This is a genomic window from Pedobacter hartonius, assembly GCF_900107535.1.
Lineage (GTDB): Bacteria > Bacteroidota > Bacteroidia > Sphingobacteriales > Sphingobacteriaceae > Pedobacter > Pedobacter hartonius.
The window spans coordinates 80,562-96,817 of sequence record NZ_FNRA01000008.1 but is presented as its reverse complement, the minus strand read 5'-3'; the positions used below and the strand labels follow the sequence as shown (position 1 = coordinate 96,817).

General features: G+C 34.4%; 15 protein-coding genes. All 15 read left to right on the top strand.

Going from position 1 to position 16,256, the window contains the following annotated elements; all coding sequences use genetic code 11:
• The first annotated feature begins 1 nt into the window (after position 1).
• The 15 genes from BLW16_RS14625 (at position 2) to BLW16_RS14555 (ending at position 16,226) form a co-directional block, all read left to right on the top strand.
• Positions 2-1,018, top strand: a complete 1,017-nt coding sequence (locus BLW16_RS14625) for a Gfo/Idh/MocA family protein (protein ID WP_090557905.1) — start codon at positions 2-4, stop codon at positions 1,016-1,018.
• On the top strand, positions 1,018-1,770 hold the full coding sequence (locus BLW16_RS14620; RefSeq protein ID WP_090557903.1) for a cytidylyltransferase domain-containing protein: 753 nt from the start codon (positions 1,018-1,020) through the stop codon (positions 1,768-1,770). Before BLW16_RS14625 ends, BLW16_RS14620 begins: the two co-directional genes overlap by 1 nt.
• Positions 1,771-1,780: 10 nt before the next feature.
• Entirely contained in the window at positions 1,781-3,079 is a 1,299-nt protein-coding gene (locus tag BLW16_RS14615) for a glutamate-1-semialdehyde 2,1-aminomutase (protein ID WP_090557901.1), read from the top strand.
• A complete protein-coding gene (locus tag BLW16_RS14610; RefSeq protein WP_090557899.1) occupies positions 3,079-3,816 on the top strand; it encodes an SDR family oxidoreductase in 738 nt (245 codons plus the stop codon). The genes BLW16_RS14615 and BLW16_RS14610 overlap by 1 nt, the downstream gene beginning before the upstream one ends.
• Positions 3,816-5,003 (top strand): hypothetical protein, encoded by a 1,188-nt coding sequence (locus BLW16_RS14605; RefSeq protein WP_090557898.1) that lies wholly within the window; start codon positions 3,816-3,818, stop codon positions 5,001-5,003. The genes BLW16_RS14610 and BLW16_RS14605 overlap by 1 nt, the downstream gene beginning before the upstream one ends.
• A gap of 62 nt (positions 5,004-5,065) precedes the next feature.
• On the top strand, positions 5,066-6,601 hold the full coding sequence (locus BLW16_RS14600; protein ID WP_090557897.1) for a lipopolysaccharide biosynthesis protein: 1,536 nt from the start codon (positions 5,066-5,068) through the stop codon (positions 6,599-6,601).
• Between the two features lie 104 nt (positions 6,602-6,705).
• On the top strand, positions 6,706-7,851 hold the full coding sequence (locus BLW16_RS14595; protein ID WP_175470586.1) for a glycosyltransferase family 4 protein: 1,146 nt from the start codon (positions 6,706-6,708) through the stop codon (positions 7,849-7,851).
• A 1-nt stretch (position 7,852) separates the two neighbouring features.
• Positions 7,853-8,800, top strand: coding sequence for an NAD-dependent epimerase/dehydratase family protein (locus BLW16_RS14590; protein WP_090557894.1), 948 nt, complete (start codon positions 7,853-7,855; stop codon positions 8,798-8,800).
• Between the two features lie 118 nt (positions 8,801-8,918).
• Complete coding sequence (locus BLW16_RS14585) at positions 8,919-10,088, top strand: hypothetical protein (protein WP_090557892.1); 1,170 nt, start codon at positions 8,919-8,921, stop codon at positions 10,086-10,088.
• 159 nt (positions 10,089-10,247) lie between these two features.
• Complete coding sequence (locus BLW16_RS14580) at positions 10,248-11,156, top strand: glycosyltransferase family 2 protein (protein ID WP_090557890.1); 909 nt, start codon at positions 10,248-10,250, stop codon at positions 11,154-11,156.
• A 1-nt stretch (position 11,157) separates the two neighbouring features.
• Positions 11,158-12,039, top strand: a complete 882-nt coding sequence (locus BLW16_RS14575) for a glycosyltransferase family 2 protein (RefSeq protein ID WP_090557888.1) — start codon at positions 11,158-11,160, stop codon at positions 12,037-12,039.
• A 45-nt stretch (positions 12,040-12,084) separates the two neighbouring features.
• The gene (locus BLW16_RS14570; protein ID WP_090557886.1) at positions 12,085-13,254 is read left to right on the top strand and encodes a glycosyltransferase; all 1,170 of its coding nucleotides are present in this window, start codon (positions 12,085-12,087) and stop codon (positions 13,252-13,254) included.
• Positions 13,255-13,312: 58 nt separating this feature from the next.
• Complete coding sequence (locus BLW16_RS14565; RefSeq protein WP_090557884.1) at positions 13,313-14,212, top strand: NAD-dependent epimerase/dehydratase family protein; 900 nt, start codon at positions 13,313-13,315, stop codon at positions 14,210-14,212.
• 11 nt (positions 14,213-14,223) lie between these two features.
• The gene (locus BLW16_RS14560; protein ID WP_090557882.1) at positions 14,224-15,165 is read left to right on the top strand and encodes an NAD-dependent epimerase/dehydratase family protein; all 942 of its coding nucleotides are present in this window, start codon (positions 14,224-14,226) and stop codon (positions 15,163-15,165) included.
• Positions 15,166-15,260: 95 nt separating this feature from the next.
• Positions 15,261-16,226 (top strand): MraY family glycosyltransferase, encoded by a 966-nt coding sequence (locus tag BLW16_RS14555; RefSeq protein WP_090557880.1) that lies wholly within the window; start codon positions 15,261-15,263, stop codon positions 16,224-16,226.
• Positions 16,227-16,256: the final 30 nt, after the last annotated feature.

Here is a 16,256-nt window from a genome sequence, read left to right as displayed (position 1 = left end):
AATGAAAAACTTTGTTTTAATAATTGGTCTGGGATCTATGGGGAAAAGAAGAGTTAGAAATCTTCAGGCTCTCGGAGTTAATAACATTATTGGTTTTGATAAAAGAAAAGATAGAAGAGATGAAACTGCATTGCTATACCATATAGATACTGTAGAAAGTTTTGAGATGGCATTGGAGAAATTCAAATTTGATGCTTTTATTATTTCTTTGCCGCCAGACATTCATCATATTTATATGAAAATTGCAATTGAATTGGGAATACCCGCATTTATCGAAGCAAGCGTAGTAGATACTGATTTTGAATGGATGATTGCGGAAGCCAATAGAAAGAATGTATGTTTGGCCCCGTCTTGTACATTGTGTTTTCATCCTGCAATAAAAAAGATTGCTGAAGTTATCCAAAGTAATAGTCTTGGTAAAATCTCAAATATTTTATATCATTCTGGTCAGTATTTGCCTGATTGGCATACTTATGAAGATGTTAGCGAATACTACGTATCTAATAAACTTACCGGTGGCGGAAGGGAAATCGTTCCATTTGAACTAACTTGGATTACCTTATTATTAGGATTGCCTAAAAGAGTAACTGGTTTTTACAAAAATTCGATTCAAATAGCCGGAGCTGAGGAAATCGATGACACATATAATGTTTTAATGGATTATGGTCAAATGATCTTTAACTTATCTGTTGATGTGGTTTCCAGATATGCAACGAGAAGAATGGTCATCAATGGTGATAAGAAACAATTATATTGGAATTGGGACGATAATGCAATTAAAATATTTGATCCTGAAAAAGCTGAATGGGATTCCATATCTTATGAAACGATCTCTGCTCAAAGCGGCTATAATAAAAATATTACGGAGCAAATGTATATCGATGAAATGTCAGCTTTTTTGCATGCTGTGAATGACAATTCGAAATTCCCGAATACATTAGCACATGACCATGAAGTGCTGAAAGTATTATATGCTGTCGAAAGGTCTGATTTAAATAATAGAATAGAAAGATTGTAATGGTCGGGATATTTTTTACAGCGAGACTTGGCTCAACCAGATTGTCACAAAAGCATTTGATTGAAGTGAATGGTAAAACCTTTATCGAGTGGTTGGTTGAAAGGTATATTGCTGAATTTCAGAGGGAAATTGAAAATGAGGAGATTAAAATTTTTATTACGACTTCAGTAAAAAAGGAGAATAAAAAATTTGAAGACATTTTTAAAAGCGATAGTGTAAAAGTATTTTATGGATCGGACGAGAACATCCCTTTACGTCATTTACAATGTGCTGAAAAGAATAACATAAAATATATCATCTCCATAGATGGTGATGATATTCTCTGTTCAACACAGGCCGCAAGAATTTTGCTCAATAAATTAAAGCTGGGTTCTGATATGGTATATACCACAGGATTGCCTTTAGGGATGAATGTTTCTGGATATACTGTTGACTTTTTGACTGAATCGTTGGAAAACGAGCGTCATGAAAAGCTTGAGACAGGTTGGGGTAGAATCTTTGATAAAGATAAAATTGATATCATTGATATAAGTGGGTATAAGCAGGGAACACATTTAAGGATGACCCTGGATTATGAAGAGGATGCTGAGTTTTTTGCAAAAGTTATAAATCATTTAAAGAATGATATATTATACATTTCCGATAAAATACTCATAGATTTAATCCTTGAAAAGAATTGGGCCCGTTTAAATGAAAGTCTTAACGATACATATTGGGCAAATTTTAATAAACAAAAGCAAGAAGAAGACTAAGTTATATTTCATGAAAGATTCATATTCGCAGAAATTGCATAATTTAATACCTGGCGGTGCTCATACTTATTCAAGAGGTGACGACCAATTCCCTGCCAATGCCCCATCAATTTTAGAAAGAGGCGAAGGTGCTTATGTATTTAGTCCTGATGGTAAAAAATACTTAGATTACGGAATGGGGTTACGCTCAGTTAATATTGGATATGGCAATAAGGAAATCGCTGATGCTTGCTACACTGAAATAATTAAAGGTAATAATTTAACGCGGGCCTCGCTTACAGAGTTGAGGGCCGCCGAATTATTAACCGAACTAATTCCGTCTGTTGATATGGTTAAATTTGCTAAACATGGATCTGCTGTTACATCTGCAGCTGTGAAGTTAGCACGTGCATATACAGGTAAGAAGTTTGTTGCAGTTCCTTCCGAACAGCCCTTTTTTTCATATGATGACTGGTTTATTGGATCGACCGTAATGCAGAGGGGAATACCGGCGGAAATGACCACGCTGACATTAAAGTTCAACTATAACAATATTGATTCACTAATCCATCTTTTTGATGCTCATCCGGGAGAAATTGCGGCTGTTATGCTTGAAGCCGCAACAAATATAAAACCCCAGCCCGATTTTTTATATCAGGTCAAAGCATTGTGTAAAAAAAATGGTGCTGTATTTATCCTTGATGAAATGATAACTGGTTTCCGCTGGCATTTACAAGGTGCACAGACCTATTTTAATATCGAACCGGACTTGTGTACATTTGGTAAAGCTATGGCAAATGGATTCGCTGTGGCTGCTTTAGCAGGTAAAAGAGAAATTATGGAAGTCGGCGGAATTCTAGAAGAAGGAGCTGAGCGAGTATTTTTAACTTCTACCACCCATGGTGCTGAAATGAGTGCACTTGGTGCATTCATAAAAACCATGGAAATCTTAAAAAGAGATAGTATTGTTGAACACTTCTGGGAATATGGACAAAACTTAATGGATGGTCTAAATGGTATTGCCGGAGATTTAGGGATAGAAGAACAGTTTTATGTAGAAGGTTACCCGTGTTCGCCAAATTATGTTGTAAAAGATAAAACGGGAAACGTATCTCTGGCAATGCGTACATTGTTTGCTCAGGAAATGTTGTCTAAGGATGTATTGATGCCTTATATCGCGGTCTCATATTCACACCAGAACGCAGAACTCGACCTCACTTTAGATGCGGCCCGCCACGCATTAAAAATTTGTCAGCAGGCATTAAACGATGGTTATGAATCCTATCTGAATTCACCTGTAATCAAACCAGTTTTTAGAAAGTATAATTAATGTTTTCAATTGAAGGAAAAGTCATTGTAGTGACTGGAGGCAATGGTTTGTTGGGGAAACAAATGGTTTCTACATTTCGTGCGAACGGAGCCACCGTTATAGCTGCCGATATATATTTTCAGTCACAGGGCCCGGATGATTTTATCATAGACATTACGGATGAAATTTCAGTTAAGGAGGCGGTATCTGGAATTGTCGATAAATATGAAAGGATTGATGGCTGGGTTAATAATGCTTATCCCCGGACTTTAGATTGGGGAAATAAACTTGAAGATGTTCCTTTTGAATCCTGGAGGAAGAATGTTGATATGCATCTGAATGGTTACTTTTTATGTTGTCAGGTCGCTCTGAGTCAAATGAAAAAGCAGGGCTTTGGTTCGTTTATAAATATGTCATCCATATATGGTTCTGTCGGTCCTGATTTTACAGTTTATGAAGGTACAGAAATGACTATGCCCGCTGCATATTCAGCGATAAAAGGAGGAATAAATAACCTAACGAGATATCTTGCAGCCTATTACGGGCCTTACCAAGTGAGAGTAAATACTGTTTCTCCGGGAGGGATCTTTGACAATCAGCCTAAAAACTTTGTTGACAATTATAATAAAAAGGTGCCTATGAAAAGAATGGGATTACCTAAGGACATAGTTTCAGCGGTGTATTATTTACTTGCAGAAGAATCGTCATATGTGACTGGTCACAATTTGATAGTCGATGGGGGGTGGCTTGCTATTTAATGATAAATAGAGTACTAATATTAAGTCCAATACCTTTAACAAGAAAGATATATGATAATTTTTACATAGATCAACTTATTCTTGCAGGTATCAAAGTTGAATTTATAGATTTCAGTGATATGTTTAGTATTGGGGATTTACATAAACATGAATTGAATTACGCAGGCACTATCAAAGTATCAGGTAAGAAAGCTTTTAATAATATTTTAAAACGTTACTCGGCGGAATCTGATTGCTTAATCTTTTCAACTTTTAGCTATTGTTACCAATTCTTATTCATTTATCGGATTTTAAAAAAATATAAATTTCCAGTCGCATTTATGGCCAGGGGTGCAATGCCCTCTTTTCAATTATTACAAACAAATATAAATCGAAATCTGATTTTGATTTCGAAACTTATAAATCCGATAAAATGTATTAGAATCTGTCAGACTATTATAACGCTGATATTTAAAAAAATTGGTTTGACCAAAAAAATCGAGGTGATTTTTCAAGCTGGAATTTATGGTCTGCGCGCTATTGGTACGGGCTATCAAATGGATGTAAAAAGTGCAGATAAAATAATCGGAATAAATTATTTTGATTATGATCAATATATTCAAATTCAATTGAATAGGAAGAATACTATGCCTGCAGACAAATATGTTGTTTTTTTAGACGAATATTTACCATATCATCCAGACTTTGATTTATTGTCAATGAAAAAAGTAAACGCTGAGACATACTATAAGGAACTTAATCTCTTTTTTGATTACGTTGAAAGGTCACTTAATACTAAAGTAATTATTGCTGCGCATCCAAAATCGGTTTACGACGTCAACCCTTTTGAAGGACGTTTGATTAGTATTAACCAAACTGCTGAAGTCGTAAGTAATAGCAGATTGGTCCTTGCCCATTCAAGCACATCTATTTCGTTTGCAGTTTGTTTTAATAAAAAGGTGTTATTATTGTCTTCAAAAGAAATCAGGAGTATTAATGGGGGATATCTTCACAATTCATTATTAGGATTTAGTGAGGCCCTTGAATTGGAATGGGTAGATATTACAACCTCACCAAATATAGATCTTAAAAAAATCGAAATAAACAGGCAAAAATATGAATCGTATCTGTACTCATATCTTACTAATCCGGACAGCGAAAAGAGGCAGACTCAAGAAATATTCCTGGAATATTTAATCAGTAAATAAGTTATTCTTCCCCGTTCACATCCTGAACATATTAAAAGAATCTAGATAACAACCAATACTCTATGCAAAAACTGATTAAAATATATTTTTGGCAAGTTATTTCGCTGATAAGCGGGTTCGCTACCATGTTTATGGTAACACCTTATCTGGCATCAAATCAGAATTATTTTGGGATATATACTTTTGTGGTCTCGTTGAATTTATTTCTTTCATATGCTGATTTTGGATTTCTTAGCGCAGGAATGAAATTTGCCAGTGAGGCATATGCCAGAAAGGACCGTAACGATGAAATAAATATTTTAGGGTTCGTTTTTTTTATCCTTTGTTTGGTATTTTGTCTTTTTGGAATGCTGATACTTTTTTTTTCTTATAATCCGGGGTATGTACTCAAGGGATTAACAAAACCGGAAGATTTAAAATTAGCAAAAGACTTATTTTTGGTGTTTGTACTTTCCTTACCTGTTCTGATAGCGCAAAGAGCACTTCAGATTATTTTTAACATTAGATTGTATGATTATCTTTATCAGCGGGTGTTTTCATTACTGAATTTATTTAAAATCCTGTCTGTTTTTTATTTTTTTAAGAACGGGGAATATAATATTGTTGAATTTTATCTTTTTACACAACTTATCACTTTGTTTTCAATTGTTATAGGCTGTTTTATTGCAAGAACCGAGTTTAAATATGATTTTTTAGCTCTTTTAAAAGCTGTTAAATTTAACATTGTGATTTATAAAAAGACAAAAGGGCTCGCATTCAATAGCTTGTTTGTTACTATTTCTTGGATAATATATTATGAACTGGATGCATTAATCATCGGTAAATTCGTAGGGTTAAAGGAGGTTGCCATTTTCAATATCTGTATGTCTGTTATGACACTTTCAAGATCCTTATATGGGATTTTATACAATCCTTTTACGGCTAAATTTAATCACTTCATTGGTAAAAAGGAGATCAATAAACTTGGCCTGGCTTATGAAAAAATATTGATTATCGGGCTGCCGTTATCAGTAATACCTACTACTATACTCATTTTAACGATGAAAAGCTTTATTTTTAGTTGGGTTGGAGCGGAATATTCTAATGCCGTACCTATCATAGCAATCATGTTTGCGAGTTATTATTATACTTTTTTATCTAATCCAACTGGTATCGCAATGGTAGCACTGGAGAATATCAAGAGCTTATATATTAGTAGTGCGTTATTGCCGATAATATATTGGTTGGGTATTTTACTGACCTTTAAGTACTTTGGTTTATGGTCTTTTGGCTTTTTTAAATTTATAGCATTCTCTATATCAGCAGTTTTATATTTTTATTACAGTAAAAAGATGTTTAGGGTAAATTGGCGGCTATTTTTTAACAGAAATATTGTGCCTGCAATATTAACAGTCGTGTTATTATACCTTGTCAATCTGATGTTCAACAAATACTTGCCGGAGACTAAGGGTAAGGTTGATTTGCTTAGATTTGTAGGTATTACGTTAGGGTACGGAATAGTTAGTTTGATGTTTTATTGGTCGTTCTCTAAAGATTTTCAGAGAGTGTCTAAAGAAATGTATAAAAGTTTATTTAAGTCAAGGTTATTAAAACAATGAGGAAACAAAAGATACTTATATTTACTGATTGCTATATCTACGGCGGAAGTGAAAGGCTTATGTCTTTCTCAATGAAAAATGAAATCCTTAATAATTCATTCGATATGAAACTAGCATTCAGGGGATCAAAAGTATATAAAAAAGGTATGATTTCAGACTATAGGGACATAGACAGTGATCGTCTTTTATCTTTACCGCTGTTGTCGAATGAAACATTATTCTATCAGATAAATTGTCTAAATATTTCCCCTTTATTCAAAGCAGCACTTAAAGTTCCCTTTTTCTTGCTGGAAAAGTTAAAACTTTATACAATATGGAACCTTATAATTTTTAGTTTTATGCTGAAAAAAGAATCTCCTGCTATTGTACATATTAACAATGGAGGATACCCTGCGGCGCGGAGTTGTAATGTCCTTGTTCTCGCAAATTATTTATTTGGTAATGCGAAATTGATATATCAGGTAAATAATCAGGCCTCTCTTCCGAAGAGGTTTGATTCCATTATTGATGGATTTATTGAAAGAAATGTGTGCTTATTTATCACCGCTTCAAATTTGGCTAAACAAAAGCTAGTAGAGTTAAGGAAGTTCGATGTAGGAAAAATAAAAGTTATAAATAATTGTGTGATACCAGCTTCCATAGGGTTTAGTAAAGCACAGATATGTGAAGAACTTAATCTGTCTAAAGATGCTTTTATTATCACTCAGGTTGCCTTTCTGACTAAACGTAAAGGACAGGCAAAATTGATTAATGCTATTCATCTGTTATTTACGAAGCATACCCATTTGAAAGAGTATATAACTTTGATACTAATAGGAAACGGCGAAGATGAAAAGGAGTTAAAAGAGCTTGTTCATCTGCTTGAATTAACTAATCACATCTTTTTCCTCGGCTACAGGCAAAATAGTCAGGATTATATAGCTGCCAGCGATTTATTTATTTTACCTTCAATTAGTAACGAGGACATGCCTTTAGTTTTGTTGACAGCTCTCCAACTTGGAAAACCAATTATCTCGAGTAATTTTGCCGGTATATCACAGGTAATTCAAACAGAAGAGAACGGATTGTTAATTGATCTGAATGAAGAGACCTTCGAAAATGATCTATATGAAGATATATATCGATTATATAATGACAAAGCTTTAAGAACTAAAATAGGATTATCGGCGGAGAAATCCTTCGATGCATATACTCCGGGAAAATATGGGGAAAACTTGGAGGCCATTTATTCTGGACTTTTAGAAAAATAATATGATTAAGAAAAAAATATTACTAATCGGCGGTGGCGGTTTTATTGGGACAAATCTTGTGAAGTATGTATTTGAGGAACTGGTAGAGGAACCTATAGACCTTGTTATTGTCTCCAGAACCAAAAAGAATGACCAATATACTCAAAACAATATCCGGTATGAAAACGGAGATTATATGGACATTATTTTTCTGGATAAATTGTTTAGCAGAGAACAATTTACCCATGTTTTCCATTTTGCCAGTACAACTGTTCCTGTTTCTTCAAATCAAAATATAATAGGAGATATTAAGGACAACCTGATCGCTACTGTGAATTTACTTGAAATCATGAAGCAACATGCCTGTAATTTCATTCTTTATTTGTCTTCAGGAGGAGCTGTGTATGGGGAATTTAAACAAGATAGTTTAGATGAACAACACCCTTGTGAACCAATTAGCTCCTATGGGGTAGTAAAATATACCATTGAGCAATATATAAAACTGTATCACAGACAAAATGGATTAAATTATTTGATACTCAGGATCTCCAATCCCTACGGCCCTTTTCATGTGTCAGAAAAACAGGGCGTTGTAAATATAGCTATTCGTAAAGCGATAAATAAACAGCCATTGGTTGTTTGGGGTACTGGTGAACAGTCTAAGGATTATATCTTTGTTGAGGATATTATTCAAATTATATGGCTGCTTATGAAATCTGATGTTAAGAATGAAATTTTTAATATTGGCTCTGGTAATACGATAACTCTTAATTCTATTCTCGGCAGTATTAAATCCCTTATACCTGATTTTAAGGTCTCTTATGAAAGTTCAAGACCCGCTGACGTAATGAAGTTTAGTCTTGATATCTCGAAATTGAATAAACAGATAACTTTCGATATGACGTCAATTGAAGATGGCTTGACTAAAACACTTGAATGGGAATATAGCCAAAAGGGAATTAATCAATAATATCTGAAGCCTGAAACCAGATAATTATTATCAATGCAATTTATCTTTTAAGATAATTCGTCCACACATAAAAATGCTGATAACGCATTTTCCGTTTAAGTAATTCAATTGTATAAAAATGAAATTCGATTATTTGGCATTGATTTTAACCTTCCTTTTTGGAATTCTCATTTGCATTTTCCCTCCATTTGTAGCTTCTGTTTATGTCCCTGTTTATGTCAGATTTCCATTGCTTTTTATTCTGACAGTCTTCTTCTTAACTATTACCATCAGGCGGAAGAAATTCGTATTTAGATTTGGGCCGTATATCTGCTTTTTTATTTTTGAGATAATTTACTGGGCATTTCGGGGCAATATCATAATTGGTGAGGCTAGCTATTTTATTATGTATGTAATGCTTGCGTCTGGTTTATGGGTTGGAATTTATAGGATTAATGGAGGTAAGGTCTTAATGGGAAATATGTATATTCTTATCGTGATAGCATTTTCAATTTTATCCATTCTATCCTTTATAGCCTATAATCTCGATTTATTGCCATACACGTTAGAGACGATTGGAGAGGATGGATTTTATACTAATTTTCACAATGTCATATTGGGTTATATCAGTATTAGGAAATTTGAATTTGGAACCTTAGGTCGCGTTTGTGGATATCTTCTTGAACCAAGTTATTTAGCATGGTTTTTATCCGTAAATTTTTTTATGATTGATGGATTCCTTAAAAAAAGGAAACATTTGCTCCTTGCCCGGGTTATAGTTCTACTTGGTGCATTAGCCACTTGTTCAACAATGGCCTGGGTCGTTATTCCAATTGTCCTTTTTATTAAGCTTGTATATAAAATTATGGAGTTGATGAAGATCAGCCCACGACTTTCTAATATTCTTTTTTCTATTGGGTTTGTTATTACTTTAGCAATTTTTTTCGCTTTTGTTCCAAAACAGAATCTTGTGGATAGTCTAGGTACCTCTTCCGCTGATGACAGAGAAGATCGGGCCGGTACTTCTTTTCTTATAATCGCCAATTCATCCGTTCCGGATCTGCTATTTGGATTTTCTCCCGGCTATATTGAAAAGAACGTTGGTAAAGGAGAATCTAATCAAATCGTCAAACTGATAGTTGAAACCGGATTGATATCTACAATTCTGATTTTGACTTTTGTAGTAAAATGTTCCTATAGGTCGAAGTACTTTATGATAGCGAATCTTCTTTTTTTAAATAGTGTAGTAATTTTATTAACACCTTTGTTTATCCTAAATCTCTTGGTCTGTAAATGGAATGATGAGTAATATTGAAATCGGAGCATTGAAGGTTCATTTAACAGATGATTTTTTGATTCCTGAGATTATTGGTATACTTTTGCTGATATGATCAAATGACTGATTGATTATAAATTTTAAACTCTATATTATACCTAAGATTTAATTCTTAGTATAGCATTATACTTAATGACAACTAACGACCTTAAATTTTCGATTATTATCCCTACCTATAATCGTTCTAATGCTCTTGACAGGTGCTTGCAATCTCTGGTCAATCAAACTTATAAAAATTTTGAAGTTTTAATTTGCGATGACGGTTCAACAGATAATACGTCTGTAGTTGTAGAAAAATATCGGGAACTTCTTACGTTACGGTACTTTTATCAGGAAAATTGGGGTGGACCCGCGAGGTCTAGGAACGTTGGTATTACTAATTCTGTAGCTGATTGGCTTTGTTTCCTAGATTCAGATGACTGGTATACAGAAGGACGACTAGAATTTATCTCCAATCAGGACCTGAATAAAATAGATTTTATTTATCATGATCTTGAGATTATAAGTAATGATATGAATACCGGGAGGATTAAATCCAGACAACTAAATAATCGGGATGTTTACCATGATCTTCTTTATAATTTAAATGCTATTCCAACCTCGTCGACTTGTATCCGCAAATGTATTTTGGAAGAAGCAGAAGGCTTTCGGGAATCAAAAGATATTATAGGGCTTGAAGATTTTGATCTTTGGATTCGACTAGGTAAGCTGGGTATGCAAACCAAATATTTTCCTGTTGTTATGGGTTCTTATTTTATAGGAGATAATAACATCACATTCTCTGACGATCGTCAAATTTCCAGATTTCGGGCTTTATATGCTTCATTTATCAAAGTAAGCACAAGCGATTATGAGAAAAATAAAATAGCAGCAGCTCTTGCTTATAATATTGGAAATATAAGCTTGAAAAACGGTGATATTACCAAAGGCTATATCTCACTTGTAAAATCCCTTCTTAAAGGGTCACTCAGAATAAAAACCCGGTCTATTTATCATATGATAAATGGACTAAGATATATGTCTAGAAAAAATAATTTATAAAATGAATAACCCATTGATAAGTATTGCCATACCTTTTTACAATAATGAATTAACTATCATTGACGCAGTCAAGTCAGTCTTTGCTCAAACGTATGAAAATTGGGAGTTAATACTCCTTGATGACGGATCGAAAGATAATAGTTTAGAGCTCGTTAGAAACATCTCTGATAAAAGAGTAAAAGTTATAAGCGATGGAACCAACAGGGGATTAGTTTATAGATTAAATCAGGTGCCTTCCCTGGTCAGTGGAGATTATTTAGCAAGGATGGACGCTGACGACCTTATGGATCCCACACGGTTACAAAAACAAATCGATGTTTTACTTTCCGATATCAATATAGATCTTGTGGATACGGGCACTTATTCTATTAGCGAAACAGGTGATCCAATTGGTATAAGAGGACTCGAGTCTATTGAATATGATTCAAAATATGTTTTAAGTAAAGCAATGTTGTTACATGCGAGTATAATAGGCAAGAAAGAATGGTTTGTGAAGAACCCATATGATCCTGAATATGTACGCGCAGAAGACAGGGAACTTTGGGTTCGGACTCACAAATATTCAAATTTTAAAAGAGTGAAAGAGCCTCTCTATATCGTTAGAGAAGGTAAGGTTAATATCAGAAACTACATCAGTAGTCTTAGAACTATACGCAAAATATTATATAAATATGGACCTGATATTCTTAATGAGAAGGAACTGAGAGCTGAACTCAGAAAAACATATCTTAAGGTTTTCCTCTATAAAACATTTGGATTTTTTAGTCTTCAGAATCTTCTATCTAAGAGAAGAAATGGAGATCTGACATTGACTGAAAAAAGTAAAGCAATCTCTATCTTAAATAAAATTAGAAGTGTAGATCTTCCTTTAAATTTATTATAATAAAATTAATCGTTATATTCTGTTTTCTTATTAAGAAAGTATTGAATGAAAGAAGCTAAAAGCCACAAAAAAAAAATCAAAATTCTTCGGGTTGTAACTCAGGCTGAAGTAGTTATATGGCATCTTAAGAATTTTCTTGATCGGTCTAATGACGATTTTGAAGTCTATATAGCGGGAAATGATGTGTCAAGATATGCTTTACGATATTCTAACGTAACCTTTATTGATGTAAATATCTTAAGGAAGATTTCAATATGGAATGACATTATAGCATTTTTTCATATCTTTTATCTATGCTTGAAATTAAGACCGCAAATTGTACACTCGATTATGCCGAAGGCAGGATTGATTGCGGCCTTTGCTAGTTTTCTGGCATTGGTACCTATTAGGATACATACGTTTACCGGGCAGGTATGGTCAAACCTGACCGGCAGATCAAGAGCGATCTATATTTTTATTGATAAGCTTATTGTCAGTGTATGTACGGTGTGTCTTACTGATAGTCCCTCGCAGTCTGACTTTTTAGAAAAGCAGGGCGTCAACCAAAATGGAAAGCCAATAAGATGCATTGGAAGGGGATCTTTGTCAGGTGTGGATCTTTCCAGGTTTGATATCAGCATAGTGGATAAGACAAGAAATGTTCTAAGAAAAGAGCTTGGGATAGCTGAAAATGATTTTGTATATATCTTCCTGGCCCGAAAATCAATAACAAAAGGTATAAATGAACTTCTTAAAGCATTTTCTCAAGTTGTTGATATACCAAATGCAAAGTTGCTTTTTATTGGCCCTGACGAATCTGAAGGACATCTGCAAAAGTTGTATACTCAGTATGAATATTTGTCAGACCGGATCATAAGTCTAGATAAAGTGGACGCTCATGAAAAATATCTGGCTGTGAGTGATGTATTATGTCTGCCTAGTAGCAGCGAAGGTTTTGGCTCAATTGTGATAGAAGCGGCAGCCATGGGAGTGCCTGCCATTGGTTTTGATATTGTAGGTTTGGTCGATTCAATTGCACATAACTCCACCGGTCTGCTTGTTGAAAGTTCCAATGCGGATGAGTTTTCGAAGGCTATGAGATACTTATTTGAAAATCCAGGCAAGTTAAGGGAAATGAAAATTAACGGGAGAATAAGAATTTTGGATTTCTTTTCTGCAGATGTTATTTACCGGCTTCAGCGGGATTTTTATAATGAATTATTGCTCAAACAATAATATGATGCAAGCCAGGAGATATGAATGGTAATTAAGTCTTTGAATTAAACTATTTTGTATGCATGTAATAATAACGGGGGCTTCAGGATTTGTTGGACAAAATCTGGTCAGGTATCTAAGTAATATTACCAGTTTAAATCTGGTGCCGCTAGATCTGAGAAAACACAGCAATGATATTTCATATGCAAATGTTATAGTTCATCTTGCAGGCAAGGCTCACGATCTGCGAAAATCTGCAAATCCGGACGAATATTATCAGATTAACTACGAACTTACAAAGGATCTTTATGATAAATTCTTAAAGTCTAATGCGTCGAAATTTATTTTTATAAGTTCTGTTAAGGCTGTTGCTGATTCCCTGGACGGGATTATGGACGAAGACATTATTGCATTTCCACATACGCATTATGGAAAATCCAAACTCCTGGCAGAAGAGTATATCATCCAGCAGCCTCTTCCATCTGGAAAGTCGTATTTTATTCTCCGGCCTTGTATGATTCATGGCCCTGGAAATAAGGGCAATTTAAACCTGTTATACAAGTTTGTTGCAAAAGGAATACCTTACCCTTTAGCTTCTTTTGAAAATAAACGTTCTTTTCTTAGTATCGAGAACTTGTGTTTTATTTTAAAGGAGCTAATTGAAAGAGATGATATTCTTTCTGGAATTTACAATGTTGCTGATGATCAAGTGTTGTCTACTAAAGAAGTAGTTGTATTATTATCGAAGGTATTAAATAGAAGTCCGCAATTGTTACATATTCCTGTTAAAATGGTTGTAGGATTAGCAAAAATCGGGGATTTTTTGAGATTACCTTTGAATAGTGAAAGACTGGGCAAACTGACTGAAAATTACGTTGTAAGTAACAGAAAAATTTTGGCTGCATTAGGAAAAAGCTTACCTGTCTCATCCGATGACGGTATTCTTGAAACGGCCAGGGGGTTTAACAATAGCATATAACTACAAACTGTATGAAGATAGCAATCACAGGAGCAACTGGCTTTATAGGGAAGAAATTGGTGATGAAGCATCTCGAAATGGGTGATGATGTTCAAATTATGTCAAGAAAAAAAAGAAGTGATCTTGATTTCCCTGAACTGGTAAAAGTACATCATCTTGATTTGATGGACCAACATGAAAAACTGATATCATTTGTCGAAGGAATAGATGTTCTTTATCATTGCGCAGCAGAGATAAAGGATGAATCTAAAATGTTTCAGGTGAACGTACAAGGAACTAAAAACCTACTTGATGCTGCTAAAGGGAGGTTGAAACATTGGGTGCAGTTAAGTAGTACCGGAGTTTACGGCCATATTTTATCCGGGGAAGTGTTTGAAACGCAAAAAATAGATCCTATGAATACATACGAGCGATCAAAGGTTGCAGCGGATAATTTGGTTATTTATGCCGGGCTAAATAATTTTTTTACGTATGGTATTCTTAGACCGTCAAATGTTTTTGGGCCAGAGATGAGCAACCAATCGCTTTTTCAGCTTGTAAGAGCTTTAGACAAAGGAATGTTTTTCTTTATTGGCCCAAAGGGGGCGAATGCAAATTACGTGCCTGTAGATAATGTTGTGCAGGCACTTATACTTGTAGGTAGAGATAAAAGGGCAAATGGAAGAATTTATAATATCTCTGACACTAGGACCATTGAAGAATTTATCGCTCAGGCCGCAAAATGTTTGGGTAAGGCAGTTCCAAAATTACGCGTACCTCTATTCTTGATGAAGGGCTTGGGGCTTATCGGTAATATGATACCGGGAAGCCCTTTGACGACGGGTCGTGTAGATGCCTTAAGCACCAGAGTTAGATATGATATTGGGACGATAGAAAAGGAACTGGACTATACCCCTGTAGTTACAATGGAACAAGTTATTGAAGATTTGGTTGAAGCTTACCGAAGGAGATAGCGATTATTACTTATTTGAATAACTATGATTTCTAAGGTTCATGCTTGTTTATCTATATTTGCGGAAATCACATTATTTTTCAATTGCAACTATCTATGAATATAAGTCTTTTTTTAATAATATTCGTTTTACTATTTCTTCTCGAAAGTTTTTATTTTTTCTTAGCGGATAAATATAATATTATTGACCAACCTAATCATCGAAGTTCTCATCAGGTGGTCACCCTCAGAGGGGGGGGGATTATCTTCGCCCTTAGTTTGTTATTATACCCGTTATACTTTGGATTTAATTACGGTTATTTTCTCATCGGCCTTACGGTAATTTCATTTATCAGCTTTTTGGATGACATAAAGCCGGTAAGTAACAAACTGAGAATATTTTTTCATTTGGTGGGCGTGGCATTTATGTTTTATCAATTGGGACTTTTTAATCTTCCATTTTATTGGATTATTTTGGCCTTAATTCTGGTAATTGGAAGTATCAACGCAATTAATTTTATGGATGGAATAAATGGGATCACCGGCTTTTATGCATTGATTACGCTTTGTACATTATTATTTATCAATATTTACATTTCGGCGTTTATTACTTCAAGTATCATAATAACAGCCATTATTTCAGTTTTGGTTTTCAATTTTTTCAATTTCCGAATAAAGGCAAAATGTTTTGCCGGCGATGTTGGGAGTGTAAGTATCGCTTTCATTATTATGTTCCTTTTATTGCAACTTATCATTAAAACTGAAAATTTCAGCTATCTGTTACTGCTGCTTTTATATGGTCTTGATACGGTAACGACTATAATCTTTAGAATAATACGCGGAGAACGCGTATTTGAAGCTCATAGAAGTCATTTCTATCAATATTGGGCGAATGAGAGGAAGGTGCCTCATTTGATTATTTCATCAGCTTACGGAGTGGCCCAACTGACGATCAATGCATTAATTATATTTTGGATGCCCTATTCGATTTTTCTTCTTTCACTATCATTGCTGTTTAGTGCTGTAATCTTTGTAGTTATAAGATTTTCCCTGGAAGGATCGTCAAAATTAATACAGCATTAAAATTATACTTACCTTTAACCGTTTACGGAT